Genomic DNA, 25,589 nt, shown 5'->3' with positions numbered 1-25,589 from the left:
TCAGACTGATATTCTAAGAGTGAAATTGAATCGAGTGATAGAAAAATTTAAAAACTTGTATAGAACATGGAATTGTGAAATCCAAACGAGGGAGAAGAATATAGTGATGAAACTTAAGAAAACTTATATCTTGATGCTGACGGTATCATTTTTTTGTATGACTACATTGTGTGGGACTGTTTTTGCGGATAACTATACATTGAACGGAAAAAGCACCAACTTGCCGAAAAACAGGATATTTTTGGATGGAACGGAATATTTTAGTGAAGAAATTTCTCCTCTGAATATCAACAATCGTGTCTATGTTGCAGTGCAGGATTTGAAGGGACTTGTAAATGCAAATGTAAAGTGGAACAAAAAAGCGGAAGAAATACGAATCACAAGAAATAATGTAACGATTCGTATGAAAAAGGGAAATACTTTTTATTATAAAAATAATAAGAAGGTGTCTTTCGATAAAGGTACAAAAGTTCAAATTGTAAATAACCGTTCTTTGATTCCGCTCAGTTTTGCGATTAAAGAATTTGATTTGGATTATAAGTATGACGGCAGCAATAAAATATTATATTTGACATCTTTTTCGGAAGGAACAGGTTCAAACCTTTTTGAGGAGGAGATGGATATGGAAAACGGAAGAGGAGTCGGGGTAAAACCGATCGAGATACAGCCGATTCCGCCAACCGAGCCGATGAAACCGTCAACGCCGAATCAGGAAAAACAAAAAACGGTGTCATTGGTTCAAAATCAAGATAACGATACAGAATCTTTGGCAATTCAAATGGGAGATACGGTAAATTATGATGTATCGGTAACGGAAAATCGAATTTCAGTTTCTTTTGCTTCGTTGAAACCGTTGAATATGCAGTATAGAAAGACCAATTTAATTGATGATATTAAGATAGAATATGATTCTGTCGGAAATGTCAATCGAATGGAAGTTGTAGTGAAATCATCTGTTGATATGAATCAAGTCACAGTCAACAAAAAGAATCGTGAAATTTTGATTCAATACAAAGAAAAAGTTGTGACTTCTTCAACATACTCTTATGAAAAAGATAAAAGCAGTGCTGTGTTCAGCTTACCTTTGACAAGAGGGAAAAATATTTCGGTAAATAAGTCGGGAAGTCAGATTGTATTTTCTGTGGATAAGTCTTCTTTGAATGGGGTGCCGGTGGATACCGTGGGAAAATCGGATGACAGATTGTTGAACGGCATCAGAGTATTGGACAAAGGCAATTCTTATCAATTCCAAATAGATTTGAAAGACAGGGTGTCTTATGAGGTAACAAATTCGGGAAGCAGCGGAACATTTACCTTGAAGTTAATTAAGAATAGTCACACTACTCCGATTATCAGCATTGATCCCGGACATGGCGGAAAGGATAGCGGAGCGGTAAAGAACGGATATCGAGAAAAAGATTTGAATTTAGAGGTGTCTTCTTTCTTAGTGCCGGCACTTCGTTCTGCAGGGTATGAGGTAATTACAAGTAGAGACACAGATGTATATCCTACTTTGGATGAGCGCGCAAACTTGGCAAATCAAACGGATAGTGATTTGTTCATCAGTATTCATCATAATTCAGGAGAATCTAATGTATCCGCAAAAGGGATTGAAACCCATTACTACAATTCTCAGGACAGTAAGCGTTTCGCAGAAATTGTACAACGCAAATTGATTCAAGCAACAGGTGCGAAGGATAGAGGAATTAAAAATACAAGATTACTTGTGGTTCGCAAGACAAATATGCCGGGAGTTTTGCTGGAACTCGGTTTTATGACAAATTTGGATGAAGTGAGCAAAATCAGCGATCCTTCTTATCAAAAACTGATGAGTGATGCGATTGTAGAGGCGGTCAACGAATATTTTGGAAGATAGGGAGCGAATGTTCCTTTTTGAAAAATCGTAGCTATGAAGAGGTGTCTTTTCGTAGTTACGATTTTTTGTGATAATAATAAAATCCGATTGAATTGTGATAAACTTGAATTTGAAATCAATGCCCTCTCTAACAGTTCGCTATTTATACTAAAACCCGATGAAACGATTGAACCAATAGTTATACTTTTGATTGTTTCATGAATCAGTTTATTTACACTTTTGCGGAGATTGCCCATAACTTTTTCAAGTGTCTGAAACACTTTATTTTCCGGGAAATAATGAAATCATTCTATTGAGTTTCAGTATTAAAACATGTTGAATAGCTGCCGGAATGATATAAAATAGGAACAGTAGTTTGAAATTACACCATAGAGCAAGTGAAACACATAGTAACAGAACAAAATAAAAGCAGACAGAATGAGAATTTTGAATAATAGAAAAGAATCATACAAAAACAATATAGTTATGAAACAAATGATGTTATAATGGTGTTAATGAATAAAAGTGGATAAAATACATTTAGAAGTTGTGGTATAATAATTGGAATGAGAAAATAACATTTTATCTGGAATCTAACCAAAAGAATATTGGATTAAAATATGGGAAAATAACTTTGGTAAAAAGTTTTATTCGGCATTAAATTAAGATATTGGAGGAAAAAGAGTGAAGAGTAGCATTCAGCTTAGAGATATCAACATAGAAACAGGAATCAACAAGTATGCGGAAGGAAGCGTATTGGTCAGTTTTGGAGATACGAGAGTAATTTGTACGGCGAGTGTGGAAGAAAAAGTTCCGGCTTTTTTGAAAGGAACCGGAAAAGGTTGGGTCAGTGCGGAGTATGCAATGCTACCTCGCTCTACCGAACAAAGAAAAAAGAGAGACTCTTCCCGAGGAAAAGTAGATGGTCGCGGACAAGAGATTCAGAGGTTGATTGGAAGAAGTCTTCGAAATGCAATTGATTTTGACTTGCTTGGAGAACGTACGATTTGGATTGACTGTGATGTCATTCAGGCAGACGGAGGAACGAGAACAGCTTCTATTTCCGGCTCTTTTGTTGCAATGGCAATAGCATGTAAACAGTTGTATGACAAAAAAATGATAGAGGAATTTCCGATTTCTCATTATATCAGTGCAGTGAGTGTTGGGATTGTAAATGGAAAAAACATATTAGACTTGAACTATGAATTTGATTCCAAGGCAGATGTTGATTTGAATGTTGTGATGAATGAAAACTTGGAGTATGTTGAGTTGCAGGGAACGGCAGAAGGAGTTGCGTTCCGAAGACAACAGCTGGATTCTTTGTTAACCTTGGCGGAAATTGGATGTAAAGAAATTATCGAACTTCAAAAAACTGCGCTTGGAAAACAAATTGTTTCTCTCATTGAGGGAATTCCTTTTGAGGAAGAACCGATAGAAAAAAATATAGAAGAAAAAGAAATCAAAGACTTTTTGTCAAGTTATGAAAAGAATGATTCTCAGAAGTACGATTTTGTTCTTGCGACTTCGAATCCACATAAAGTAGAGGAGCTACAAAAGTTAATTCGTTTGAAGTCTGTAGAAATTTTATCTTTGGATGATGTAGGGTTGAAAGGAATCGAAATTGTAGAAGACGGGGATTCTTTTGAAGAAAATGCGTTGATTAAGGCAAGGGAGATTGCAAAACGCACCGGTAAGATTGCAATTGCAGATGATTCCGGATTATCTGTAGATATTTTGAAGGGACAGCCGGGAATTTATTCGGCTCGATTTGCAGGCGAGCCGACTGATGACCATGCAAATAACGAAAAGTTGTTGGATAGGATGAAAGACTATGAAGAATCTCTGAGATTGGCAAAGTTTGTATGTGTGATAGCTGTCGTATTTCCGAATGGATTGGAAAAGACATTCAAGGGAATTACAATGGGAAGGATAGGATTTGAATATCGTGGAGAACATGGATTCGGATACGATCCGCTCTTTTTGGTAGATGGAACAGATAAGACTTATGCAGAGATGACTCAGGACGAAAAGAATAGAGTGAGCCATCGTGCAAGAGCCTTAAAAAATATGAATCATTTCTATGAAAAGTATTTTAGATAATAAATCGTAAGTGCAAGATAGAGAGATTAAGTTGGAATGGGGGACTTGTTGAGTTTGAACATAGAATTAAAATTTGATACAGAAAATACGAGATTTCAAGAAGAATTATTTGGGAATTTTGACCGAAATATAAAACGAATAGAAGAATTTTATGGAATTGATATTTTGTTGCGTTCTGACAACATTGTCCTTGTCGGAGAAGAAGATAAGGTAAAGAAGGCATACAACTTGCTGGAAGAATTAAGTAAATTGGTAGATAACGGGGAAGATATCGATACTCAAAAGATTAATTATACAATTGGAACCATTGAAGAAAATTCACCGGAACGCCTGTCTGATGTATGCACGGAACAAATTATATTATCGGCAAAAGGAAATATTATCAAACCTAAAACCGTTGGACAAAAGAAGTATGTCGATAATATTGATAAACAAGATATCACGATGTGTGTGGGACCCGCGGGAACAGGAAAAACTTATTTGGCAGTGGCGATGGCTGTACGAGCATTTAAGAGAGAAGAAGTTTCGCGAATTATATTAACACGCCCTGCGGTAGAAGCGGGAGAAAGTTTGGGATTTTTACCGGGAGATTTGAAAGACAAGGTGGATCCTTACCTAAGACCGCTATATGATGCGTTGTTTGATATTATGGGTTCGGAAAAGTTTTTGAAACTCTTGGAGAGAGGCATTATTGAAGTAGCGCCTTTGGCATTTATGAGAGGAAGAACATTGGACAATTCGTTCATTATCTTAGATGAGGCGCAAAATACCACAAAAGAGCAGATGAAGATGTTTTTGACAAGATTGGGGTTCGGTTCGAAAGCGGTGGTGACGGGAGATGTGACACAAATTGATTTACCGCAAGGGAGACAGAGCGGTTTGATGCACTCTTTGAAGATTTTGGAGAATGTCAAAGGAATCGGAATGAACTTTTTGGACGAAAAAGATGTGGTGCGTCATGAATTGGTGCAGAGGATTATCAAGGCATACGAAAAGCATGAGAAAAAAGAGTTGTATAAGAAAGAACAGAAGAAAGCGAGCAAAAAATGATTCGAATCTTGTGGGAAATAGAAGACTATGAGTCGGATATCAATCCTGTCTTTCAAAAAACATTGTCGGATATCATTGAGTATGCAATGGAAACGGAACATTTGACAGGAGATTATGAGGTATCCTTGAGTGTGGTAAGCGCAGATCAAATCAGAGAGCTGAATGCGAACTTTCGTCAGATTGACCGAATCACGGATGTTCTTTCTTTTCCGATGTATGAGAGAGAGGAACTTGATGAGATAGAAGAAAAGAAAGAATATGAAGACTATGAGGTCAATATCGGAGATATTGTACTCTGCTATGATAGAGCGGTAGAACAAGCGAAAGAGTATGGACATAGTTTAAAAAGAGAAATTTGTTATCTTGTGACACACTCTATCTTCCATCTATTGGGGTATGACCATATGGAAGAAGAAGAGAAACAAATGATGAGAACAAGGGAAGAACAGGTATTGTCGCATTTTCATATTCTGCGTGAGGAATAGGAAGAAGAATCATAAATGTGGAATCATTAGAAATTGTAGAAAAAAAACACAATGCAGATATTTTTATTCAACCTTTGGTTGCAAGGGCATTGTTTCATGAACATAATAAGAAAGGATAGAGATGAACAATCAACATAAATCAGGTTTTGTAAGTATTATCGGTAGACCGAATGTCGGGAAATCTACCATATTGAATTGGATTATCGGAGAAAAAGTTTCCATCGTTAGCAACAAGCCGCAGACGACAAGAAATAGAATTAGTGGAATCTACAATGATGAGGATTGTCAAATTGTATTTTTGGATACTCCGGGAATGCAAAATCCACGCAATAAATTGGGAAAATATATGTTGAAGGCTTCGACTTCTACAATGAAAGATACCGATTTGATCATGTGTGTGGTAGATACCTCTTCGTACATCGGAAGAATGGACAAAAACATTATGGAACAATTGAAACATACTTCCAATACTAAAATTTTAGTAATCAATAAAATGGATCAGATCCCAAAGGAAGAGGCGCTGAAAATTATTTCCATGTATGATGCCTTGGGGATTTTTGATGAAATTATTCCTGTTTCCGCATTAAAAGGGGATAATATGGATTCCATTGTTCCGACACTTCAAAAGTATTTGACTTATGGACCGAAATTCTACCCGGATGATGTAGCAACAGATCAAACCTTGAAAGTGATGATATCGGAAATTATCAGAGAAAAGATACTTCTCTATACGGATGAAGAAATTCCTCATGGAACAATGGTACAGATTGAGCGATTGAAGGAAAGAGAAGACAAAGAAATTGTAGATATCGACGCCTTGATTTTCTGTGAAAGAAGCAGTCATAAAAAAATACTGATTGGAAAAGACGGAAGAAAAATAAAAGGTATTGGTATGGCAGCGAGAAAAGAATTGGAAGCAATGCTGGAAAAACAAGTCAATCTTTCTTTGTGGTTGAAGGTGAAAGAAAATTGGAGAGATAATGAAAATTACATTAGAAACTTCGGTTTTGATGAAAAGGAAATTTAGGATATAAGGAAGAACAGAATGTATATCAATACGGAAGGAATTGTACTAAAATCAGTTAAATACAAAGATTCAGACGCAATTCTCACATTGTTTTCCAAAAAGATGGGCAAGGTTACCGTATATGCAAAAAATGTACGAAAGATGAATCACAGTTCTATGGCAGTGTCACAATCCTTTGCTTACGGAAACTTTGTATTGAGAACACAGGGAAAGATGTTGCAATTAAGTTCATTTGAGTGCAAAGAAAACTTTTATTTTTTGACTGAAGACATTGACAAAACGTTTCTTGCATACTATTTTGTAGAGTTGTCTGAAAAACTTCTTGTCGAGAATCAAACCAATCATCGACTGTTACAGGCGTTGTTAGAGTCTTTATACGCGTTGAAAGATATAGAAAAATATGAGTTGGTGAAATTGTATTTTGAGTGCAAAGCACTTCGATTCTGTGGATATCAACCGCAGGTTTCAAAATGTCTAAAATGTGGTATCATTAGAGATAATAGTATTCCCTTTTATTTTCAAGTAGAGGATGGGGGTGTTTATTGTTATCATTGCAAGTCGGAAACGGAAGGTCACAACATCTTTTATACTCAATACGACAATACAACATACCAATTGTTGGATTTTATGATGAGAGAGAGTTTGCAACAAGTCATGCAGGCAGAAATTTCTTCCGTGATATTAAAAGAGTTGGACCGATTTGTAAGGCAGTACTACAGTGTGCATTTGGGCGAATTGCAGCTAAAGTCAGTTGATTTTGTTCGTCATATTGCACCATAGCATAAACAATAATGCTGTTTTGTGAGAATATTAAGATGCTGTTATCTTGATATAGATTGTGTTAAAAAATAAGGAGGCTGTTATGGTTACATTAGAGAAAATTGATCAAGTAGTAGAGCGTACAGGAGTTACTTATGAAGAAGCACGAGCTGCTTTGGAAGAAGTAGAAGGAGATGTATTAGAAGCGATTATTTATTTAGAAACAACAAAAAAAGGATTTGCTGATAATATGAGCTCCAATATCAATGATAAAAAAGAAACAATCATGGGAGTTTTGAAAGATTTAATCAAAAAGGGCAATATTACACGTGTGATTATTAGAAGTGAAGAAAAAGTTATTTTAGACTTACCGATTTATATTGGAGCTGTTGGAGTGTTTTTTGCACCGTATATTTCTTTAATCGGAGCTTCTTTAGCTGCATTGAATAAGTACGACATCATTATTCAAACAAAAGAAGACAAAGAATATAATTTGAATGAAATGACGGAGGCGCAGTTTAACAAGTTTAAAAGTACTGTTTCTAAAAAGAAAAACGAATCACCTTTCCGTGAAGATGATATTGTAGTGGATGCGGAAGAGGTTGTAGATGATATCAAAGAAACTGAAGAGTAAGTGAAAGAAGATTTAGAAGATATTGCAGAGGACATCAAAGAAGAAATCAAAGAAAAAACGGAGAAGAAATAGCATAGATTAAGATAAAAAAGGAAGAACCGTCTGAAAAACATAAAGATTTTTGGACGGTTCTTCTTGTATAAAGAAAACCACGCGATAGTCGCGTGGTTCAAAAAAGCTTAAGCGGTGAAAAAAAACCTCCTAATGTGCTAAACTGTATAAAAGCCTGCCAGCTGATGAAAAACAGAATAGATTAGGAGGAACATTAAAATGTCTCAACAAAATAATGTCAATAACAGTTTAGCACATACCAAATGGAATTGTAAGTACCATGTAGTATTTGCACCAAAATATAGAAGAAAAGTCTTTTATGGAGAAAAAAAGGAAGCGATAAGAGATATAATAAGAACATTATGTCAGTGGAAAGGAGTTGAAATAATAGAAGGAGAAGTTTGTCCCGATCATATACATCTATTACTTAGTATACCACCAAAAATAAGTGTATCGAGTTTCATGGGATATCTGAAAGGAAAAAGCAGTCTAATGATATTTCAAAAATATGGAAACATGAAGTTTGCATATAGAAACAGAGAGTTTTGGTGTAAAGGATATTACGTAGATACCGTAGGTAAAAATACAAAAGCAATACAGGAATATATATCAAATCAATTGAAAGTAGATAGAGAAAGTGATCAATTAAGTATATTTGATCCGAGAGACCCGTTTACGGGTAGCAAATAAAAAATGCATGGCTGGCAGGCCAATAAAAAGCACACGTGTGTGCTGCCAGTTAAGATAGGGCTATGCCCGAAAATGAAAAACCACCGGCTATGCCGGTGGATATTTATTTTCTTATGATAAATAAAGTTGATGATATTAAAATTTGATAACAATTCCATAAATCTGAATTTTACTTTTAGGCTAATTACTGATTAAAAGTATCATAAGAATTTGCTTTTTTGATATCATCATAATTTATTCTCTTACATTATGTCTACATTTTGAAATAATGTATCGTATTAGGTTTATTCCCCACGAAGTAACAGGAACAGAGCGATGAAGTCTTGTTCAATCAATCGCAGTATCAAATAAGATGTTATACCATACATGGAAATTTACGCCGAAAGCTTATGTGTGTGGTACAAAAAATTACATCTTATGAAGAAACAGTCCGCTGATAAGCTTAGGCTCAAACCATGTAGATTTCGGCGGCATAATTGCGTTGTTATCACTGACTTCTATAATTTCTTGAATTTGAGTAGGATATAACAAAAATGCGACTTCCATATCGGTATGCAAGCGTTCTCGGATATCGTTTAGCATATTATCTCCTCCATAAAAGGCAATGCGTTTGTCGGTTCGTGGGTCTTGAATACCAAGCAACGGACTCAGTACATAATTTTGTAAAATGGAAACATCCAAGGCATCCACAATATTTTGAGGAAGTTTTTCTTTCCATTTCAGACGATATGTTTTTTCGTGAAGAAGCATGACATAGGTGCCTTTTTTGTCAGGTTCTTTTACCTGTTCCAGTTCTTCTACATCAAAATGCTCTTTAAGTCTTTGCAAAAATTCTTCTTCTGTCAGATTGTTCAAGTCTTTTATCACTCGATTGTAAGGGAGAATAAGAAGTTCTTCATCCGGAAATATTACGGATAAAAAACGATTAAACTCTCGCATATTCCGAGAATCACCTTCTTGTTCTGCATATTCTTTTAATTTTAATTCACCGACCTTTACGGATGAGGCGGTTCTGTGATGACCGTCTGCAATGTAGAGAGAGTTTGTTTTTTCAAACACATTCCTTAAAAACGAAATATCCTCCATTTTGTCAATTTTCCATAGAATTTGTTGCACGCCGTCAGAGCTGAAAAAGTCATAGATAGGTTTATTTTTTTCTACAAACTGTTGTATAAACTCTTTTAAAACATTTTGTTGTTTGTAAAACAAAAATACCGGCTCTGTATGAGCTTCGCAAGCCGAAAAATGAGCAATGCGATCTTTTTCTTTATCTGTCCGTGTCAGTTCGTGTCGTTTAATTCGACCTTCTGTGTAGTCTTTTGTGCTTGCACAGGCAACGATTCCGTTTTGTATCTTTCCTTTTCGGATTTGACGATACAGATAGAAACACGGTTTGTCGTCTTCTGTTAAAATCCCCAAACTTTGAAATTTGTCGAGATTTTCTTTTGCTTTTGCATATACAACATGAGAGTACGGATCTTGCGTAGTGGGAAAGTCAACTTCACTTCGTATAATATGAACAAAATTTTCGGGAAGTTCGGCAAGTTTGTTCAGTTTTTCTCCTTCCAACACATCATAAGGCGGACAGGTTACTTCTTTTACCAAGGTTTCTTTCGGACGCACTGCGCGAAACGGGTTTATTGTAATCATAATAATCTCCTTTTGTTATTTGTATTTGCCGAGAAATGCGTTATTTGTTTCCTTTCAAGTAATCCAAAATATGCTGTAATACTTCTTTTCCGATTCGATTTTGTGCCTCTGCGGTTGCTGCACCGATATGAGGTGTTACGGAGCAGAGAGGATGAAGACATAATTCTTCATTTGGTGTCGGTTCGTTTACAAAAACATCCAGTGCCGCACCTGCAATTCTCTGTTCATTGAGTGCTTTCAACAGCGCTTTTTCATCAATCACATTTCCTCTGGACGCATTGATAAGGAAAGCGGAAGGCTTCAGATAATTCAATGTCTCTTGATTGATAACCGGTTTTTCCGTTGCAGTTGTGTGAAGTGAGATAAAATCTGCATTTTTTAGTACTTCTTTCAAAGAAAGGGAAGTGCAGTTCTCCAAATTTGCCGGATAAAGATCAAAGTAGATTACATTCATCCCAAGTGCCAATGCTTTTTTTGCAAGCGTTTGTCCGATACGTCCAAATCCGACAATACCGAGTGTTTTACCTTCCAATTCCATGCCGGTATAAGCTTTTTTGTTCCATTCTCCCTGTTTCATGGTAATGTTGGCAAGGTTCAAAAAACGCGCTAAGTTAAACATCTGTCCGAGCACAAGTTCAGCTACTGCATTTGCACTGGAGTTTGGTGTATTTTTTACGGCAATGTTCTTTTCTGCGGCATAAGCGGTATCAATATTATCCAAACCGACACCGGCACGAATAATAAGTTTTGTTTTTCCTTTCGCCATGGCATCAATCAATTCTTTGTCTACTTTGGTGGCGGAACGCACCACCAATATATCAAAATCATTTATCTTATGAAGTAATTCTTCTTTTTCGTAATGTGTGGTATCAATATTGATTTGCTGATTTTTCAGTATCTCAAAGACCTCCTTATCAATACCGTCATTTGCTAAAACGTTCAGTAGTTTCATAGTGTCCTCCTCGTATCATTAATATTTGTAATAAAAAGTTATATCTCATCATTTGCCGAAAAACAAGTCGATAATTTTTCTGTTATTTTTTCAGAGTAAACAATTTCATGATGATAAAAATCAAATAAAATGTCGGAGAATCAATCCTTGATGAGAGCTGTGTGATTGCACATTTGTAAACAGATTGTACAGCATCTATCATCATATGTTTCTTCTCATGTAAAAGGGTGTATTGTATTAACAGATTCCCTAACATAGCTACAATAGGCTTATTGCTTTTTACAAATTCAAAATATCGTCAATATTTCGGAGCAATTCCTCAATATCTTCCATTTGGGTATCTGCCATATGAGCAATACGGAAAGTTTTGTCCTTCAAATCACCGTATCCGTTTGAAATTTGCATTCCGCGTTTGCCAAGTTCCTTATTCAATGCTTTTACATCAATTCCTCTTGTGTTGGTAATAGCGGTTACTGTATCGGAAGCATATCCTTCTTTTGCAAATAATTCAAAGTTGTTTTGCGCCCAATCTCTGACACGCTCTGCCATTTTTTTATGACGTTCGTATCTGTTTTCTGCACCTTCCACGTTTAAAATTTGTTCCAGTTTGTAATCCAATCCAAACATCAAAGGCAAAACCGGAGTAGAAGGATACTGGTAATTTTTTTTCAAGATATAGTTGTATAAGCTGAGCAAGTCAAGATAAAAACCTCTGTTTTCCACCTTTTTTGCACGTTCTACAGCTTTTTGAGAAAAATTGCAAATGGCAATTCCCGGTGGAAGACCTAAGCATTTTTGACTGGAAGTGATAATAATATCGATTCCGAGTACATCCACATCAAATTTTACTCCCGCTGATGAGCTTACCGTATCGGCACAAAAGATTACATCGGGATATTTTTTGATGACCTCTGCAATTTCTGTAATAGGATTGGTGACACCGGTGGAAGTTTCGTTGTGAGTAATTGTGACCAAATCGTATTTTCCCGTTTTAAGAACCTTATCTACTTCTTCCGGTGTTGTGATTTCGCCCCATTCAGAAGCGTATAAATCTGCAGGAACATTGTTTCTGACTGCCATATCATACCATCTTTTGCCAAACGCTCCGACGGAAAAAATCGCTGCCTTTTTTGCCGTACAACTTCTTACAGCAGCTTCCATCAGACCGCTTCCGGATGAGGTTGAAAGTAAAATCATTTCAGAAGTGTTCCATAATCGACGCATATTATCGGAAATGCGTTCCTGTAATACAGAAGCGTCATTACTGCGATGTCCTATCATCTGTGTTGTCATTTTTTCAAGAACATCAGGCTGTACGGTCACAGGACCCGGAATAAATAATTTCATAATCAATCTCTCCTTTTTGAATAAATTTATTTTAATTTTTGTGCTGTCAATACAAATAAGCGTGATAAAAACAATCGTCTTAATGAATCGAAACCAAGCACCTCTTTGCGACAAATAAAAAATCTTCGTATCAATCTCATACCTTATACGGTAAAGAAAGGGACGAAGATACAACTCCGCGGTGCCACCCGACTTAACGGCAAAAACCGTTCGCTCAAAATCGATAACGAGATTATCCGGACTTAAATACTTTATTTTTGAGAGGGAGCAGTTTTTATCAAATCGACCTGACTTTCATGAAATACACAACATCCAATACAACATTGATATTGTGAGAACGTCTTCGACAGATACAACTCCTACACAGTGAAAGAAATTCTCTCAAAAAATTTTTCTTCAAATCAGCTCGGAAACGGATTCAAAACAAATTCATGCAAATTCACATCAACCATCTGCTTTCTGAAAAGAACTTTGTTTTTACTGCTTTTCGTCATAGCCAAAAAATAATTTGAAATCTATTCTATCACGAAACAAAATTTTGTCAATAGCAAAAATCTTTTTAATTTTGAAAAAATTTAGAAAACAGCATCTGCAAAAAACGATAAAACAGCGACAGAAAAGGTTTTTCAAGGAATACAAATGTATGCAAGATAGATACAAAAATATTTTTGAAAAATTTTTTGAATATCAGAATTTCGTATAATAAACCAAAGATAATAGATAAAATTCGAAAGAAAAATCAAGAGTTTTATGTATAAACGAAAAACAATGCATTTATTAAATAACAACTTTTGAAATTTGCCATAATATTTTATCCAAAAAGTATCTATTTAAAATTCAAAATCTCAAGAGTTTTTTCCTTTTTTTATCATAAAAAGATTGACATTTTGTTTAATATGACATACTATAAATTATATACGTTATATTCAAAAATGGAGGTGATTCAAATAGAACTAACCGAAAGACAATTAAAAATTATTGACATTGTAAAAAACAATGAACCCATCACGAGTGAAGACATTGCAAAACATTTAAATTTAACAAGAGCTACTTTAAGACCGGATCTTTCTATTTTGACAATGAGTAAAGTGCTTTATGCAAGACCGAAGGTGGGTTATTTTTATGGGGATATCACAGGAATCGGGTTATCCTTAAAAGAAATCAAAGATAAAACAGTTCGAGATGCAATGAGCGTTCCGGTTACTATTGATGAGGAAGAATCTATTCATTCGGCAATAGTACATATGTTTTGGGAAGATGTCGGGAGTTTATTTATTGTGAATAACGGACTGTTAAGCGGAGTTATTTCAAGAAAAGACTTGCTGAAATGTTCTGTTGGCGGAATGGATATTGAGAAGTTGCCGGTCGGAATGGCGATGACGAGAATGCCAAACATTGTGTATTCTGAAGCGAGTGAAAATATCGCATTGGCAGTGCATAAGATACTGATTCATGAAGTAGACAGTATTCCGGTGGTGGAAATTGTAGACGGAGATGAGAAGAAACTGAAAGTAATCGGAAAATTTTCTAAAACAAATATTACCAGATTGTTAATGGAAGTATTGGAAAACTAAATCTTGGTTGAAAAGTTTTGAGTATGAGGAAAAGACATGAAAAAAACATTTTTTATTATATCAGATTCACTTGGTGAGACTGCGGCACAAGTTTTGAAAGCGGCAATTTCTCAATTTGATATGAATGACTACGAGATTAGAAGATTTTCTTATGTGTTGAAAGAGGATGCATTAAGAGAAATTTTGACCTTGGCATGTGAAGCAGATGCAATGATTATCCATACATTGGTCGAGACAGAGTTGCTTTGTGTAATTGGAGAGTTTCAAAAAACACATCAATTAAAAACAGTAGATATCCTTGGAAGTACATTGGCTATGATTTCCGATATGACAAAGCAAACTCCAAAGAGAGAGCCCGGTGTCATTCGACAAATCAATGACACATATTATAAGAGGGTAGAGTCGATAGAGTTTGCGGTAAAATATGATGACGGAAAAGATCCAAGAGGAGTGTTGAAAGCGGATTTGGTACTCCTTGGGATATCCAGAACATCTAAGACACCTCTGTCCATGTATTTGGCAAATAAAAATATTAAAGTGGCAAATATTCCTTTGGTACCCGAGTCTATTGTTCCGGAAGAAGTATTTCAAGTTCCGTCAATTCGAGTGATTGGATTGACCAATTCTCCGGAAAAATTGAATCAAATTCGCGAGGAAAGATTAAAATCATTGGGATTAGCACGAGGAAATAAGTATTCTGATATGAATCGTATTCTGGAAGAGATTGACTATGCTGAGAAGATTATGAAACGCATCGGTTGCCCGATTATCAATGTTGCAGATAAGGCGATTGAAGAGACAGCAGATATTATCTTAAATATCATGAAAAAGAATGGAATCAATATTTATAATATTTAATTGAGTATAAGTTTTTAGGAGGAAAAAACAGATGAAAAAGTATGTTTACAGTTTTCAAGAAGGAACAAAAGATATGAAGAGCCTTCTTGGAGGAAAAGGTGCGAATCTTGCAGAAATGACTAACTTGGGATTGAGCGTACCTCCGGGATTTACGATTACAACAGAAGCGTGTATTGAATTCTACAATCAAAACAAAGAAATTTCCGATGAATTGATGGAAGAAATTAAAAAGAATGTAACATTGGTAGAACAACAATTAGGCAAAAAATTTGCTGACAAAGATCAACCGTTATTGTTCTCCGTTCGTTCAGGTGCGGTGATTTCTATGCCGGGAATGATGGATACTATCTTGAATCTCGGTTTGAATGATGAAACTGTTGTAGGACTTGCAAAATCTACAGATAATGAAAGATTTGCTTATGACAGTTACCGTAGATTTATTCAAATGTTTTCAGATGTTGCGATGGGAATTTCCAAATCAAGATTTGACTATGTGTTGGACGGAAAAAAAGAGGAAAAAGGATACAAAGAAGATCCTGAATTGACAGCAGAAGATTTGAAAGACATTATCGAAAAATATAAAATGATTTACTTAGAAGAAATGAAAGAAGAGTTTCCTCAAGATCCGATGAAACAATTGTATCTTGCGGTAAAAGCAGTATTCTCTTCTTGGAACAATGCAAGAGCAATCACATACCGTAATTTAAACGGAATTGCACATGATTTGGGAACTGCTGTAAACGTACAGTCCATGGTATTCGGTAATATGGGAAATGACAGCGGTACAGGAGTTGCATTCTCCAGAAACCCTGCTGACGGAACAAACAAAATTTTTGGGGAATTTTTGATGAACGCACAAGGGGAAGATGTTGTTGCAGGGATTCGTACTCCAAAATCAATTGATGAATTAAAAACTGTAATGCCTGCAATCTATGACGAATTCATCAGTTCTGCAAAAAAATTGGAACAACATTACCGTGATATGCAAGATATCGAGTTCACAATTCAAAATGAAAAACTGTTCTTCTTACAAACAAGAAACGGAAAGAGAACAGCAAAAGCTGCAATCAATGTTGCAGTTGATTTGGTGGAAGAAGGACTGATTACAAAAGAAGAGGCAGTAATGAGAATTGAACCTGCTCAATTGGATAATATCCTACATCCGAATTTTGATGAAAAAGAATTGAAAAAAGCAGTGAGAATTGCAAAAGGATTGCCTGCATCTCCTGGAGCTGCATCCGGAAAGGTATATTTCTATGCGGAAGATGTTGTTGCTGCAAAAGAAAGAGGAGAACAATGTATTCTTGTTCGCCAAGAAACATCTCCTGAAGACATCGAAGGAATGAACAGTGCAGAAGGTATTTTAACTGCAAGAGGCGGTATGACTTCTCACGCGGCAGTTGTTGCTCGTGGAATGGGAAAATGCTGTGTAGCGGGATGCCAAGAAATTCGTGTAGACGAAGAATCCAAAGTGTTGAAATATGCTGATAAGGAAATCCATGAAGGAGATGTTATTTCCTTAAACGGAAGTACAGGAGAAGTTTACTTGGGAGATGTGAAAAAAGTAAATGCAGAATTGACCGGAAACTTCAAGAAATTAATGGGATATATTGATGAAATCAAGCGTTTAGGAGTAAGAACCAATGCGGATACTCCAAGAGATGCAAAAACTGCAATTGACTTTGGAGCAGAAGGAATCGGACTTTGTAGAACAGAGCATATGTTCTTCAATGAAGACCGTATTCCGAAAGTAAGAAGAATGATTTTGGCAAAAACAGCGGAAATGAGACAAAAAGCGTTGGATGAATTACTTCCTTTACAAAGAGAAGACTTCATCGGAATCTATGAAGTGATGGAACAAAGAGCTGTTACAGTTCGTCTTCTTGATCCGCCTCTACATGAATTCTTACCTACAACAAAAGAAGACATCCAAGAATTGGCAGACAGTATGGGAATTACCTTTGATGAATTGAGAGATGTTGTAAATTCCTTACATGAAGTTAACCCGATGCTTGGACACAGAGGTTGTCGTTTGGCTGTAACTTATCCGGAAATCTATCGTATGCAAGCAAGAGCAATTATCGAAGCGGCATTGGAAGTAAGTTCCAAAAAAGACTACGATTTAGTACCGGAAATCATGGTTCCTTTGATTGGTAGCGAAAAAGAATTGAAATTTGTAAAATCTCACATTGTTGATGAAATAGAAAAAGTATTTGCAGAAAAAGGGAAAACAATCAAGTATTTAATCGGAACAATGATTGAAATTCCAAGAGCTGCAATTACAGCAGATGAAATTGCAAGAGAAGCGGAATTCTTCAGCTTTGGAACAAATGACTTGACACAAATGGGATTTGGATTCTCAAGAGACGATGCAGGAAAATTCTTAGGAGAATATGAAGCAAATGAAATCCTGGAAGTAAGTCCGTTTGAAGCGATTGACCAAGACGGAATCGGAAAATTGATGAAAATTGCTGTAAAACTTGGAAAAGAAACAAGACCTGACATCCATTTGGGAATTTGCGGAGAACATGGTGGAGAACCGTCTTCTGTAGAATTCTGCCATAGTATCGGATTGGATTATGTATCTTGTTCACCATACCGTGTACCGATTGCAAAACTTGCAGCTGCACAAGCGGTTGTGAAATCAAAATAGTAAGGTTTGGAAATCAGAATAAAAATGAAGTAGTATTTTAAGTAAAAAACAGCGTGTAAGAAGATTATACGCTGTTTTTTACAATACGAAAACAGATTGAATGGTTATAAATTTGAATGTGAAATCATATGTTATGCGATAGTTGATTTATTGAAATAACCCCACAGAGTGGTGCAGTTATCAAGCAACGAATGGTAATGAATATGATGACAGAGGGCAATCATAATAGACAATTGTACAGGTAATACAAGAGTAAGGATAATTTGACGTTATATTGCAATCAGTTCAGAAAATACAGTAGCAACAATGTCAGGTTGTTATATTTATGAAACTTGTAATTAATAGAATTTTTTGGTATCTTTTTGTGGTAGGTTTGATATAATGTAACATGCAGTAAGTTGACTGGGTGTGTTGGAAGGATCGGTGGATATGATGAAATTATTAGTTGTTGTGGATGTTCAGAATGATTTTGTGGATGGTGCATTGGGAACCAAAGAAGCAGTTGAAATCATTCCGTATGTAAGAGAAAAAGTTGAAAATTTTCTTGGAGAAGTAGTATATACGATGGATACTCATGATGAAAACTATTTGTTGACACAAGAAGGGAACAAACTTCCGGTGAAGCATTGTCTGAAAGGTTCTCAAGGTTGGCAGCTCAGAGAAGGTATCTATCGTGAAAACAGTAAAATTTTTGAGAAAATAGGATTCGGTTCTACCGATTTGGTGGACTACATTTCAGTGCTTGGTAAAACAGTTGAAAGTGTTGAGTTTGTAGGAATCTGTACCGATATTTGTGTTGTGTCAAATGCGATTTTGTTAAAAGCACATTTTCCGGAACTACCAATCATTGTAGATAGTAAGGGGTGTGCCGGAGTTACTCCGCAAACACATCAAAGTGCGTTGGAAACCATGAAAATGTGTCAGATTGAAGTGATATAGTTTTGATATGTTGTCAGTTTTTTTATCTAACGGGCAATCAGGAAGACGACAAATGTTTATACCTGTACCCTTCAATATTGTTGATGGTGGTGATTAGATCAAAAGTTGAGAAATATCAAAAATTATCATTTCTGAAATAAAAAATTGAAATTGTAGTAGGATTATAATTGGAATATTTCTAAAGGGAGACTATATTTTTGATATAAAGATTTTTTGTTCGATAGGTTTGATTGGAATATGAATATGATTCAATGCAATATGATTACAGTATGCAGAAGCATTATATAGAGACTAAGGGAAATGCCTATCTACGGAGGAAAAGTAAAGAAAATTGTGTTTTTTGTAGATTCATATAGAATATGATTACTTATTTTGGACTAAAAAATCTAAAATAGGAGGAGTGTGTTAAAGTTGAAAAGTATTATGGAATTAAGTGAAGATGAATGCGAAAAAGAGCTCACAAAACATTTAAAAAATAATAGTAAGTCTAAAATTGAAAAAACGGTTGCCCATTCAAAAAGAGTATTAGAAATATGTAAAAAAATTGTTACTTATTATGATGATGATCTTGAAGAGGAAATGAAAAAATTACTTTATATTAGTGCAATGTTTCATGATATAGCTAAATTTGATGATAATAAACGACACCATGAAGAAGCAGAAAATGTGTTGAAAAGCATGTTTCAAAATGATAAACAGTTGAAAAAAGATAAACAGTTGGAAAAAGATAAACAGTTGGAAAAAGTTTGTAGAATAATAGCATGTCACAAAGGAAAATTTAATCCCAAAGACAATATTCTTATTCCTGCAGCTATTTTGAGAATATCAGATAAAATAGATAAAATAAATAAAGATAAAATTGATGATTTTGTTGATAAGTATTCATCAAGTATGGAGAAAATAAAAGAAAGTTTTATAAAAAATGGAAAAGATTTTGAGAAATTTAAAGAGGCTTGCGATAAAGTAAAAATCGAAACTGAAAAAATAAAAATTCTTAGATAAAAGCATAATGTAAAATTAATGAAAAAAATCCCGTGAAAAAGAAGATTCTCGTTTTCCGGGATTTTGTAGTTATATTATGGTTGATGGTATAGTGCAATGACAGAAATCGCATTGTTGATGAAATGAAATAGGAAGCTGATAGACATATTTTTTTCGCTGACAAGATATGAGGTAGTAATCATTAGCGTGAGAGGAATGTAGTGCACTAATTCCGGATAATGGAATGAGTGTAGGAGTACAAAGCAGGTCATGGATAGACTTACAGCCAAGAAGGTCGGAATTTTTTTCGAAAAATGTCCTATCATGATATGACGAAAAACAACTTCTTCTACGATTGCTCCAAATACGGAAATTAAAATCAATGCCCATAAAAACGGAACTGATTTGATATATTCCAATACAATTTGATTGTTCTCCGTTTGTTCCGGCGGGATATCCAAAACATACAATAACACAAAAAGCAACAATAGACTGGATATATAGAGAAACAGAACAAAGAATATTTTTTTGAACGGTTTTTGTTTTAAGTAAGCAAACGAATCCCAAACATCTTTTCCGTAAAGTGACATTGTGATACAAAATAATAAAGTGTATTCTATTCCAATCAAAGCAGGTTCTGAAAATGTTGTGTGAAGTACATGTGGCAATAGAGCTCTTACAACAACTGAAAAAATAGGAATCACAACAGAAAAAAAGTATATGACAAGCATAAAAAATGGTTTTGTTTTTTTCAAGTAAATCACCTCCGTTATCATGTATTTGCAGAACTAAATTCAGATATGTTTAATGGAATTACCTTTAGTAAGTTATCATTATATCATAAATTCTATATTTTTGTATGACACTTACTTTTATTAAGGGTTATAGGATTATAGGGTATTGACTGTTATCCAAGTATAAATTATAAATCATGAGAAGAAAAAAGAACTACAGACTTTCAAATTAGAAAGAGTGTAGTTCTTTTGAGAAGCACAATTTATGTTGTTTATGAGATCATCCAAAAATTATTGTGCAAATTTTTGTAAATAGTATTTTCCTAATGCATCAGCTGTAAGCAAAGCATTATAAACTTTTTCAGAAGTTACCTCAAATGGCATGTTATGAATTGTTTCTCCTTCAACACAAGCAGCTTTTGCTACTTCTAACAGTTGTTCTTTGGTAACATCAGTTGCTCCTAATTGAGCCAATGTAACAGGAAGCCCGATTTCAATACAGAATTTGTAGATTTTTTCAATTTCTTCTTTTTCGGCATTTTCCAAAACTAACTGAGTTACTGTTCCAAAAGCAACTTTTTCACCATGATACATGTGGTGACATTCTTCTAATACGGTCAATCCGTTGTGAATTGCATGAGCTCCAGCCAGTCCTGCTGATTCAAATTCGATTCCACTTAATAAAGTGTTAGCTTCAATGATATTTTCAACAGCATCTGTACAAGCGCCGGCTTCCAAAGCTATTTTAGCTTTCAAACCTTCTTTTAACAGTGTGTCTAAGCAAAGAGATGCAAGCGCCATAGCAGCTTGAGTTGTTTTGCCGCCTGCACAAGAAGTTGCACCGCTTATTTTGCAAGCACGAGCTTCAAAGTAAGTTGCCAATGCATCGCCTATTCCTGCTACGGTAAGTCTTACCGGAGATTTTGAAATGATTTCGGTATCCATCATAACCATATTAGGGTTTTGAGGTAAGAAAAGATATTTATCAAATACTCCTTCTTCTGTGTATAATACGGATAAAGCACTACATGGAGCATCTGTAGATGCGATAGTTGGACATACTACAACAGGTTTTTTGGTATAGTATGCAACAGCTTTTGCTGTATCAGCAATCTTTCCTCCACCGATTCCAACAATAATATCGCAAGAACCGTTTGTAACATATTTATCGATAATACGATTTACCTCTACTTCAGAACACTCTCCATTAAAATGGCAAACTTCCATACTGCAATTGCTTTCTTTGAAACTACTTTCTATCTTTTCACCGACTCTTTTGAAACCTGATTCAGTAATAATGATAAGAGCAGTTTTGCCCAACGATTCGATATGACTTGCTAAATGAGCAAGCTCTCCTGCACCTTGTACATATTTACTTGGACTAAATAAAATTTTTGCCATAGTTTCCTCCTTTATATAACATGAATTTGTAAATTACCATATTGTATGAAAAAGTATATAGAAAAGGTCAAGTAATGTCAATTGTTTTCATGTTGTAATCAGTGTAATATTTGCAAGAAAATAACGGAAAATATGTTGTGAGGTGTGACAGTTTATGAAATTCGTTATGCTATTTTTTTGAAGGCTCAGAATAAGCTATGGTGAGTAAGGTAAAGATTTGGTAAAAAAATAATGAGTGTTTTTAGATGTCATGTAGTGAATGAAAAAAATTAATATCATCCTAAAATAGATTCGTAATAGAGGTAAGGTTTAAAAATAGAAAGTAGTAGAGTGAAAGTAAACTAAAAATATTATGTTGTGGCAAATAAAATAGAAAAATAAAGTAATCAATCATGTATGAACTATGATTATAATCGATATTGATAACACAAGATTTGAGAAAAAAGATGATAGTAGTTGAATAAGTAAGTAATCCTTAAGCAGATTGATGATTGAAAATGACAGGAATCTTTTTGGAAAAACAGTGTAAATGATAGGAATCAGACAAAAAAATGATATAATAGGAACATAAGTTCATCTAATAGAGAAAGCTTACCAAAATAAATTAGTTTTAGTTAATGAGAAGGAGGAATACTATGAAAAAATACATAGGAATGATAGTTGTTCTGGTAGGTATGTTGTACTTAACTGCTTGTGGTGGAGAAAAACAAGTAGAACTTTTGCTTCCAAACGCAGAAAATATCACAGAAGTTGAGGTGACGGAAAATAGTTCTAACATGTCTAATAAGATAACGAGCCAGGAAGAAATAGCAAAGATTATTACAGAAATCAAAGAATATTCAAAATCTACCAATAAAGAAAGCGTAAATGACCAACCTATTAATATTGATTCTTATATCACAATGACATTCTATCATCATAATGCAGAAAATGAACAAAAAGAAGGATGCATCTACTTATATCAAGAAAAAGGAAATAGTTATGTGGAACAACCTTATGCTGGAATATGGAAATTGGAAGATGAAGTGTTCTCTTGGATTAGGGAGGATTATTTGGAAAAATAGTTTCTCTGAATAGGTAGTTAAAATGTTAGGAGAAGACAACAATGAAGACTTTGGAGAATTTGAATCGTTTTCTTAATATCGTTGTGGCAGGATTATTTGGTAGTTTTGTTGGACAGTCCATTTTCAATTATATAGATTATAGACGAATGCCGGATATTTATGCGATGCGTTCAGCACCGTGGTATGATTATTATGCTTTGCCTAGTTTTATTATCTTTGGTGTAGTAGTATCAATTAGCCTGATAGTGAAGAGTATCATTTTGATATTAAAAAGAAGAAAACAGAAATCAAGATAGTCTATAGAGGAGATAGGATGAAGCGGTACAATAATATGTCGAAAATATGTCAAAAGAAGAGCAGCATCCATTTCAAAAAGTAATTGTGGTTTGTAGCATTGGAACTATTATCATTTTATTCATACCGATTTATTTTCACATTTTGTTATAAAAATTTCATGAGAAAGAGATAAAAAATATTGTGTTTGAATGATGAATGAAGTGGAATGTGTTGTGATGAATTGTAGAGTATTGAAGCTTATTTTGGATATTTTCTAATTGGAAATATTTTTAAGATGATTAAAAAATGAAATTTGGAACAATTTATGATAATATAGGAACAATATATGATAGCGAAATATTTTTATCAAAATAGTATGATAGCAAAATATGAAAGAACAGGAACTTTATGTAGATTGAGGAGGACGTATCATGAAAAGAGTAATCGTGTATTTGGCAAACGGATTTGAAGAAGTGGAAGCATTGACAGTGGTTGATTATTTGAGAAGAGTAGATATTCATGTAGATATGGTATCTATCCATGAAGAAAAAATGGTGGAAGGTTCTCACAATATTACTGTAACGGCAGATAAAGTATTGTCCGAAATCAAAGATGTAACAGAGTACGATGGGATTGTTTTTCCGGGTGGAATGCCTGGAGCAACAAATTTGAGAGACAATCCCCGTGTGATTGAGCATGTGCAATTGATGAATCAAAAGAAAAAAGTGATTGGAGCAATTTGTGCAGCACCGATTGTTTTGGGACAGGCAAATATTATTGAAAATCGAAAAATTACTTCTTATCCGGGATTTCAAGAGGTATTGAAGGGAAGCGATTATCAAGAAAAGGTAGTTTGTGTCGATGAACATATCGTGACATCCAGGGGACCGGCTACAGCAGTGGTATTTGCATTGAAATTGATAGAAGTATTGATAGGAAAAGAAGAGTCTCAAAAATTGGCAGATTCTATTTTGTTTTCCATGGTTGCAAAAGAGTTCTAAGAAAACCGTATCGTTAGTTAATTAAAAAAATAGATTTCCGGATGTAAAAACAGTTTATTTTGAGCAATTGACAACAGTATTTTCAGTTTTTATAATAACTGAAATCGGATATTTTTCATTTATCAGGCGGACAAGAGCGATGATGACAGCTCTGTCCGCTTTTGCATGATAGGAATATTGAATTGATAAAGAACGGTAAACACATTTACTTGATGATTTTGAAATCCATACATATACCTATATCCAATCGTTGTTTCAATCATACCTGTAATATGATTTCACAATCCGTTATTTGTTAAGAAAAAATTTTTGTATGAAAGTACGATAAAGTGATATAATATTCGATGAGAAAGAGTGTGGATTTTATTTAGAAAAGGAGAAGAGGAATGGCATTGATACCTTTGAGTTTTGGATTTCTTGCATTATTGCTTTTTTTATTGACAATCTATATCTATTTGAGAATTGCGATAGCTGTGGGAACAGGGACGGATTTGCCCCGATGGATTTATCTGATTGGATCAAGTCTTAGAGGAAGATTCAGTAGCGTTCAATTTGATTATGTTACTGATTCGACAGCATTGAAAGAGGCTACCTTATTCATTTTGAATTTTATTTTGGCAAATATTGTTGTTTTCGGTGCAGTATATTACAGAACACATCACTTTTCAAAAGCGCTTTATATGTGTTTGAAGGCTGAGTTTGCTATTGTTGTTGTAGTACTAATACTAAGTCATGTTATTAAACTGATTACGGTATTGTTTCATCGTTCGAATAAACCGATGTATTTTTATGCATCAACAAATGCTGTAGTTGCCGGTATGTTTTTTGCATGTTTTGCCTTCATGTTATTCCTGTCTTTGACCGGGTTTCCGTCAGAACCAATCGAAGTTCAATTAGATAACACGAATGTTATTATTGGAGAAACAAAGGCATCTGAGCTTTTGTCCGAAGGGTTCACCTTTTATGAAAAAACTGCTGATAGCGAGATTGTCAATGAACGAAATGATCATTTTTATTATGGCAAGCTTTTAGAAATTTTTCGTGACGGTAAGTCTTATGGTTTTGTGAGTGTTACGCCTACAGGAAAAGATTCGGACAGTCTAAAGAACTGTGTCATCACTTACTATCGAATTATGGCGGATAGTGAACAGTTATCTGAGGTTACCTTTAATCATACTGATTTAACCCATCTTACAATTCACGATTTTAGAACAAAGGATATCAAGGATATTTTTTCGTTAAATCCTGTAGATTCTGAAGAAACAAAAAATGATACTCTCTTTATTCTTACAATGCAAAATGCAGAGTATGTTCTTTGGAAGAGGTATAAAATAGAAGTTGATTTTAATGAGGACGGTTCTGCATATCGTTACGGTGCAAGAGCACAACATGCACAATGGGAGTAAACTTTATAACATACAAAAGGGGAGTACGCTTTTTCAAAGATACTCCCTTTCTTGTATAAAGAAAACCACGCGATAGTCGCGTGGTTCAAAAAAGTTTAAGCG

General features: G+C 34.8%; 22 protein-coding genes and 1 other annotated feature. Of the genes, 17 read left to right on the top strand and 5 right to left on the bottom strand.

Features of this window, described 5'->3' with window-relative positions:
- The first annotated feature begins 106 nt into the window (after window positions 1–106).
- From HMPREF0389_RS08760 to tnpA, 8 genes are all read left to right on the top strand, one after another.
- Complete coding sequence (locus HMPREF0389_RS08760) at window positions 107–1,876, top strand: N-acetylmuramoyl-L-alanine amidase (RefSeq protein ID WP_049770206.1); 1,770 nt, start codon at window positions 107–109, stop codon at window positions 1,874–1,876.
- A 663-nt stretch (window positions 1,877–2,539) separates the two neighbouring features.
- Window positions 2,540–3,955: a ribonuclease PH gene (gene rph, locus HMPREF0389_RS05800; protein ID WP_014262695.1), complete on the top strand. Its 1,416-nt coding sequence runs from the start codon at window positions 2,540–2,542 to the stop codon at window positions 3,953–3,955.
- A gap of 36 nt (window positions 3,956–3,991) precedes the next feature.
- Complete coding sequence (locus HMPREF0389_RS05795; protein ID WP_041250826.1) at window positions 3,992–5,005, top strand: PhoH family protein; 1,014 nt, start codon at window positions 3,992–3,994, stop codon at window positions 5,003–5,005.
- Window positions 5,002–5,490 carry an rRNA maturation RNase YbeY gene (gene ybeY, locus HMPREF0389_RS05790; protein WP_014262693.1) on the top strand — a complete coding sequence of 163 codons (489 nt, stop codon included), beginning with the start codon at window positions 5,002–5,004 and terminating at the stop codon, window positions 5,488–5,490. The genes HMPREF0389_RS05795 and ybeY overlap by 4 nt, the downstream gene beginning before the upstream one ends.
- A 121-nt stretch (window positions 5,491–5,611) precedes the next feature.
- Entirely contained in the window at window positions 5,612–6,517 is a 906-nt protein-coding gene (gene era, locus HMPREF0389_RS05785) for a GTPase Era (RefSeq protein ID WP_014262692.1), read from the top strand.
- A gap of 18 nt (window positions 6,518–6,535) precedes the next feature.
- Complete coding sequence (gene recO / locus HMPREF0389_RS05780; RefSeq protein WP_014262691.1) at window positions 6,536–7,297, top strand: DNA repair protein RecO; 762 nt, start codon at window positions 6,536–6,538, stop codon at window positions 7,295–7,297.
- Window positions 7,298–7,379: 82 nt separating this feature from the next.
- Window positions 7,380–7,910 carry a DUF4342 domain-containing protein gene (locus HMPREF0389_RS05775; RefSeq protein ID WP_014262690.1) on the top strand — a complete coding sequence of 177 codons (531 nt, stop codon included), beginning with the start codon at window positions 7,380–7,382 and terminating at the stop codon, window positions 7,908–7,910.
- A 270-nt stretch (window positions 7,911–8,180) separates the two neighbouring features.
- Window positions 8,181–8,651, top strand: a complete 471-nt coding sequence (gene tnpA, locus HMPREF0389_RS05770) for an IS200/IS605 family transposase (protein ID WP_014261821.1) — start codon at window positions 8,181–8,183, stop codon at window positions 8,649–8,651.
- A gap of 408 nt (window positions 8,652–9,059) precedes the next feature.
- Here tnpA and HMPREF0389_RS05765 read toward each other — a convergent pair whose 3' ends face one another.
- The 3 genes from HMPREF0389_RS05765 to HMPREF0389_RS05755 all read right to left on the bottom strand — a co-directional run bounded on the left by HMPREF0389_RS05765 (window position 9,060) and on the right by HMPREF0389_RS05755 (window position 12,600).
- Window positions 9,060–10,301, bottom strand: coding sequence for a DUF1015 domain-containing protein (locus tag HMPREF0389_RS05765; protein ID WP_014262689.1), 1,242 nt, complete (start codon window positions 10,299–10,301; stop codon window positions 9,060–9,062).
- A 40-nt stretch (window positions 10,302–10,341) separates the two neighbouring features.
- Entirely contained in the window at window positions 10,342–11,253 is a 912-nt protein-coding gene (locus tag HMPREF0389_RS05760; RefSeq protein ID WP_014262688.1) for a D-2-hydroxyacid dehydrogenase, read from the bottom strand.
- 279 nt (window positions 11,254–11,532) lie between these two features.
- On the bottom strand, window positions 11,533–12,600 hold the full coding sequence (locus tag HMPREF0389_RS05755) for a pyridoxal-phosphate-dependent aminotransferase family protein (protein WP_014262687.1): 1,068 nt from the start codon (window positions 12,598–12,600) through the stop codon (window positions 11,533–11,535).
- 155 nt (window positions 12,601–12,755) lie between these two features.
- Window positions 12,756–13,103, bottom strand: a binding site (T-box leader).
- Between the two features lie 435 nt (window positions 13,104–13,538).
- Here HMPREF0389_RS05755 and HMPREF0389_RS05750 point away from each other — a divergent pair.
- The 5 genes from HMPREF0389_RS05750 (at window position 13,539) to HMPREF0389_RS05730 (ending at window position 19,626) form a co-directional block, all read left to right on the top strand.
- The gene (locus HMPREF0389_RS05750; RefSeq protein ID WP_156775295.1) at window positions 13,539–14,174 is read left to right on the top strand and encodes a helix-turn-helix transcriptional regulator; all 636 of its coding nucleotides are present in this window, start codon (window positions 13,539–13,541) and stop codon (window positions 14,172–14,174) included.
- Window positions 14,175–14,210: 36 nt separating this feature from the next.
- Window positions 14,211–15,032: a pyruvate, water dikinase regulatory protein gene (locus HMPREF0389_RS05745; RefSeq protein ID WP_014262684.1), complete on the top strand. Its 822-nt coding sequence runs from the start codon at window positions 14,211–14,213 to the stop codon at window positions 15,030–15,032.
- A gap of 31 nt (window positions 15,033–15,063) precedes the next feature.
- Window positions 15,064–17,685: a pyruvate, phosphate dikinase gene (gene ppdK, locus HMPREF0389_RS05740; RefSeq protein WP_014262683.1), complete on the top strand. Its 2,622-nt coding sequence runs from the start codon at window positions 15,064–15,066 to the stop codon at window positions 17,683–17,685.
- Between the two features lie 429 nt (window positions 17,686–18,114).
- Window positions 18,115–18,624, top strand: coding sequence for a cysteine hydrolase family protein (locus HMPREF0389_RS05735; RefSeq protein WP_322785209.1), 510 nt, complete (start codon window positions 18,115–18,117; stop codon window positions 18,622–18,624).
- A gap of 411 nt (window positions 18,625–19,035) precedes the next feature.
- Window positions 19,036–19,626 (top strand): HD domain-containing protein, encoded by a 591-nt coding sequence (locus HMPREF0389_RS05730; RefSeq protein WP_041250825.1) that lies wholly within the window; start codon window positions 19,036–19,038, stop codon window positions 19,624–19,626.
- A gap of 74 nt (window positions 19,627–19,700) precedes the next feature.
- On the opposite strand, the gene HMPREF0389_RS05725 is transcribed toward HMPREF0389_RS05730, so the two are convergent.
- Both HMPREF0389_RS05725 and HMPREF0389_RS05720 read right to left on the bottom strand, forming a co-directional pair.
- On the bottom strand, window positions 19,701–20,360 hold the full coding sequence (locus tag HMPREF0389_RS05725; protein WP_014262680.1) for a CPBP family intramembrane glutamic endopeptidase: 660 nt from the start codon (window positions 20,358–20,360) through the stop codon (window positions 19,701–19,703).
- 270 nt (window positions 20,361–20,630) lie between these two features.
- Window positions 20,631–21,740 (bottom strand): glycerol dehydrogenase, encoded by a 1,110-nt coding sequence (locus tag HMPREF0389_RS05720; protein WP_014262679.1) that lies wholly within the window; start codon window positions 21,738–21,740, stop codon window positions 20,631–20,633.
- 635 nt (window positions 21,741–22,375) lie between these two features.
- On the opposite strand from HMPREF0389_RS05720, the gene HMPREF0389_RS05715 reads away from it, so the two are divergent.
- The 4 genes from HMPREF0389_RS05715 to HMPREF0389_RS05700 all read left to right on the top strand — a co-directional run bounded on the left by HMPREF0389_RS05715 (window position 22,376) and on the right by HMPREF0389_RS05700 (window position 25,487).
- Window positions 22,376–22,804 carry a DUF5301 domain-containing protein gene (locus tag HMPREF0389_RS05715; protein ID WP_014262678.1) on the top strand — a complete coding sequence of 143 codons (429 nt, stop codon included), beginning with the start codon at window positions 22,376–22,378 and terminating at the stop codon, window positions 22,802–22,804.
- A gap of 41 nt (window positions 22,805–22,845) precedes the next feature.
- Window positions 22,846–23,100 (top strand): hypothetical protein, encoded by a 255-nt coding sequence (locus HMPREF0389_RS05710; RefSeq protein WP_014262677.1) that lies wholly within the window; start codon window positions 22,846–22,848, stop codon window positions 23,098–23,100.
- A 411-nt stretch (window positions 23,101–23,511) separates the two neighbouring features.
- Window positions 23,512–24,081 (top strand): DJ-1 family glyoxalase III, encoded by a 570-nt coding sequence (locus HMPREF0389_RS05705; RefSeq protein WP_014262676.1) that lies wholly within the window; start codon window positions 23,512–23,514, stop codon window positions 24,079–24,081.
- Between the two features lie 386 nt (window positions 24,082–24,467).
- Window positions 24,468–25,487, top strand: coding sequence for a hypothetical protein (locus HMPREF0389_RS05700; protein ID WP_014262675.1), 1,020 nt, complete (start codon window positions 24,468–24,470; stop codon window positions 25,485–25,487).
- The last annotated feature ends 102 nt before the right edge of the window (window positions 25,488–25,589 follow it).

Origin of the sequence: Filifactor alocis ATCC 35896 (assembly GCF_000163895.2) — a bacterium.
Lineage (GTDB): Bacteria > Bacillota > Clostridia > Peptostreptococcales > Filifactoraceae > Filifactor > Filifactor alocis.
The sequence above is the reverse complement of the archived record's forward strand: the minus strand, read 5'-3'. Positions and strand labels throughout refer to the sequence as shown.

Excerpts from the sequence above, each read along its gene's own strand:
- HMPREF0389_RS08760 (WP_049770206.1), top strand. The coding sequence starts at position 107 with ATGAAACTTAAGAAAACTTATATCTTGATGCTGACGGTATCATTTTTT.
- HMPREF0389_RS05795 (WP_041250826.1), top strand. The coding sequence starts at position 3,992 with ATGGGGGACTTGTTGAGTTTGAACATAGAATTAAAATTTGATACAGAA.
- ybeY (WP_014262693.1), top strand. The coding sequence starts at position 5,002 with ATGATTCGAATCTTGTGGGAAATAGAAGACTATGAGTCGGATATCAAT.
- era (WP_014262692.1), top strand. The coding sequence starts at position 5,612 with ATGAACAATCAACATAAATCAGGTTTTGTAAGTATTATCGGTAGACCG.
- recO (WP_014262691.1), top strand. The coding sequence starts at position 6,536 with ATGTATATCAATACGGAAGGAATTGTACTAAAATCAGTTAAATACAAA.
- HMPREF0389_RS05775 (WP_014262690.1), top strand. The coding sequence starts at position 7,380 with ATGGTTACATTAGAGAAAATTGATCAAGTAGTAGAGCGTACAGGAGTT.
- tnpA (WP_014261821.1), top strand. The coding sequence starts at position 8,181 with ATGTCTCAACAAAATAATGTCAATAACAGTTTAGCACATACCAAATGG.
- HMPREF0389_RS05765 (WP_014262689.1), bottom strand. The coding sequence starts at position 10,301 with ATGATTACAATAAACCCGTTTCGCGCAGTGCGTCCGAAAGAAACCTTG.
- HMPREF0389_RS05760 (WP_014262688.1), bottom strand. The coding sequence starts at position 11,253 with ATGAAACTACTGAACGTTTTAGCAAATGACGGTATTGATAAGGAGGTC.
- HMPREF0389_RS05755 (WP_014262687.1), bottom strand. The coding sequence starts at position 12,600 with ATGAAATTATTTATTCCGGGTCCTGTGACCGTACAGCCTGATGTTCTT.
- HMPREF0389_RS05745 (WP_014262684.1), top strand. The coding sequence starts at position 14,211 with ATGAAAAAAACATTTTTTATTATATCAGATTCACTTGGTGAGACTGCG.
- ppdK (WP_014262683.1), top strand. The coding sequence starts at position 15,064 with ATGAAAAAGTATGTTTACAGTTTTCAAGAAGGAACAAAAGATATGAAG.
- HMPREF0389_RS05735 (WP_322785209.1), top strand. The coding sequence starts at position 18,115 with ATGATGAAATTATTAGTTGTTGTGGATGTTCAGAATGATTTTGTGGAT.
- HMPREF0389_RS05720 (WP_014262679.1), bottom strand. The coding sequence starts at position 21,740 with ATGGCAAAAATTTTATTTAGTCCAAGTAAATATGTACAAGGTGCAGGA.
- HMPREF0389_RS05715 (WP_014262678.1), top strand. The coding sequence starts at position 22,376 with ATGAAAAAATACATAGGAATGATAGTTGTTCTGGTAGGTATGTTGTAC.
- HMPREF0389_RS05710 (WP_014262677.1), top strand. The coding sequence starts at position 22,846 with ATGAAGACTTTGGAGAATTTGAATCGTTTTCTTAATATCGTTGTGGCA.
- HMPREF0389_RS05705 (WP_014262676.1), top strand. The coding sequence starts at position 23,512 with ATGAAAAGAGTAATCGTGTATTTGGCAAACGGATTTGAAGAAGTGGAA.
- HMPREF0389_RS05700 (WP_014262675.1), top strand. The coding sequence starts at position 24,468 with ATGGCATTGATACCTTTGAGTTTTGGATTTCTTGCATTATTGCTTTTT.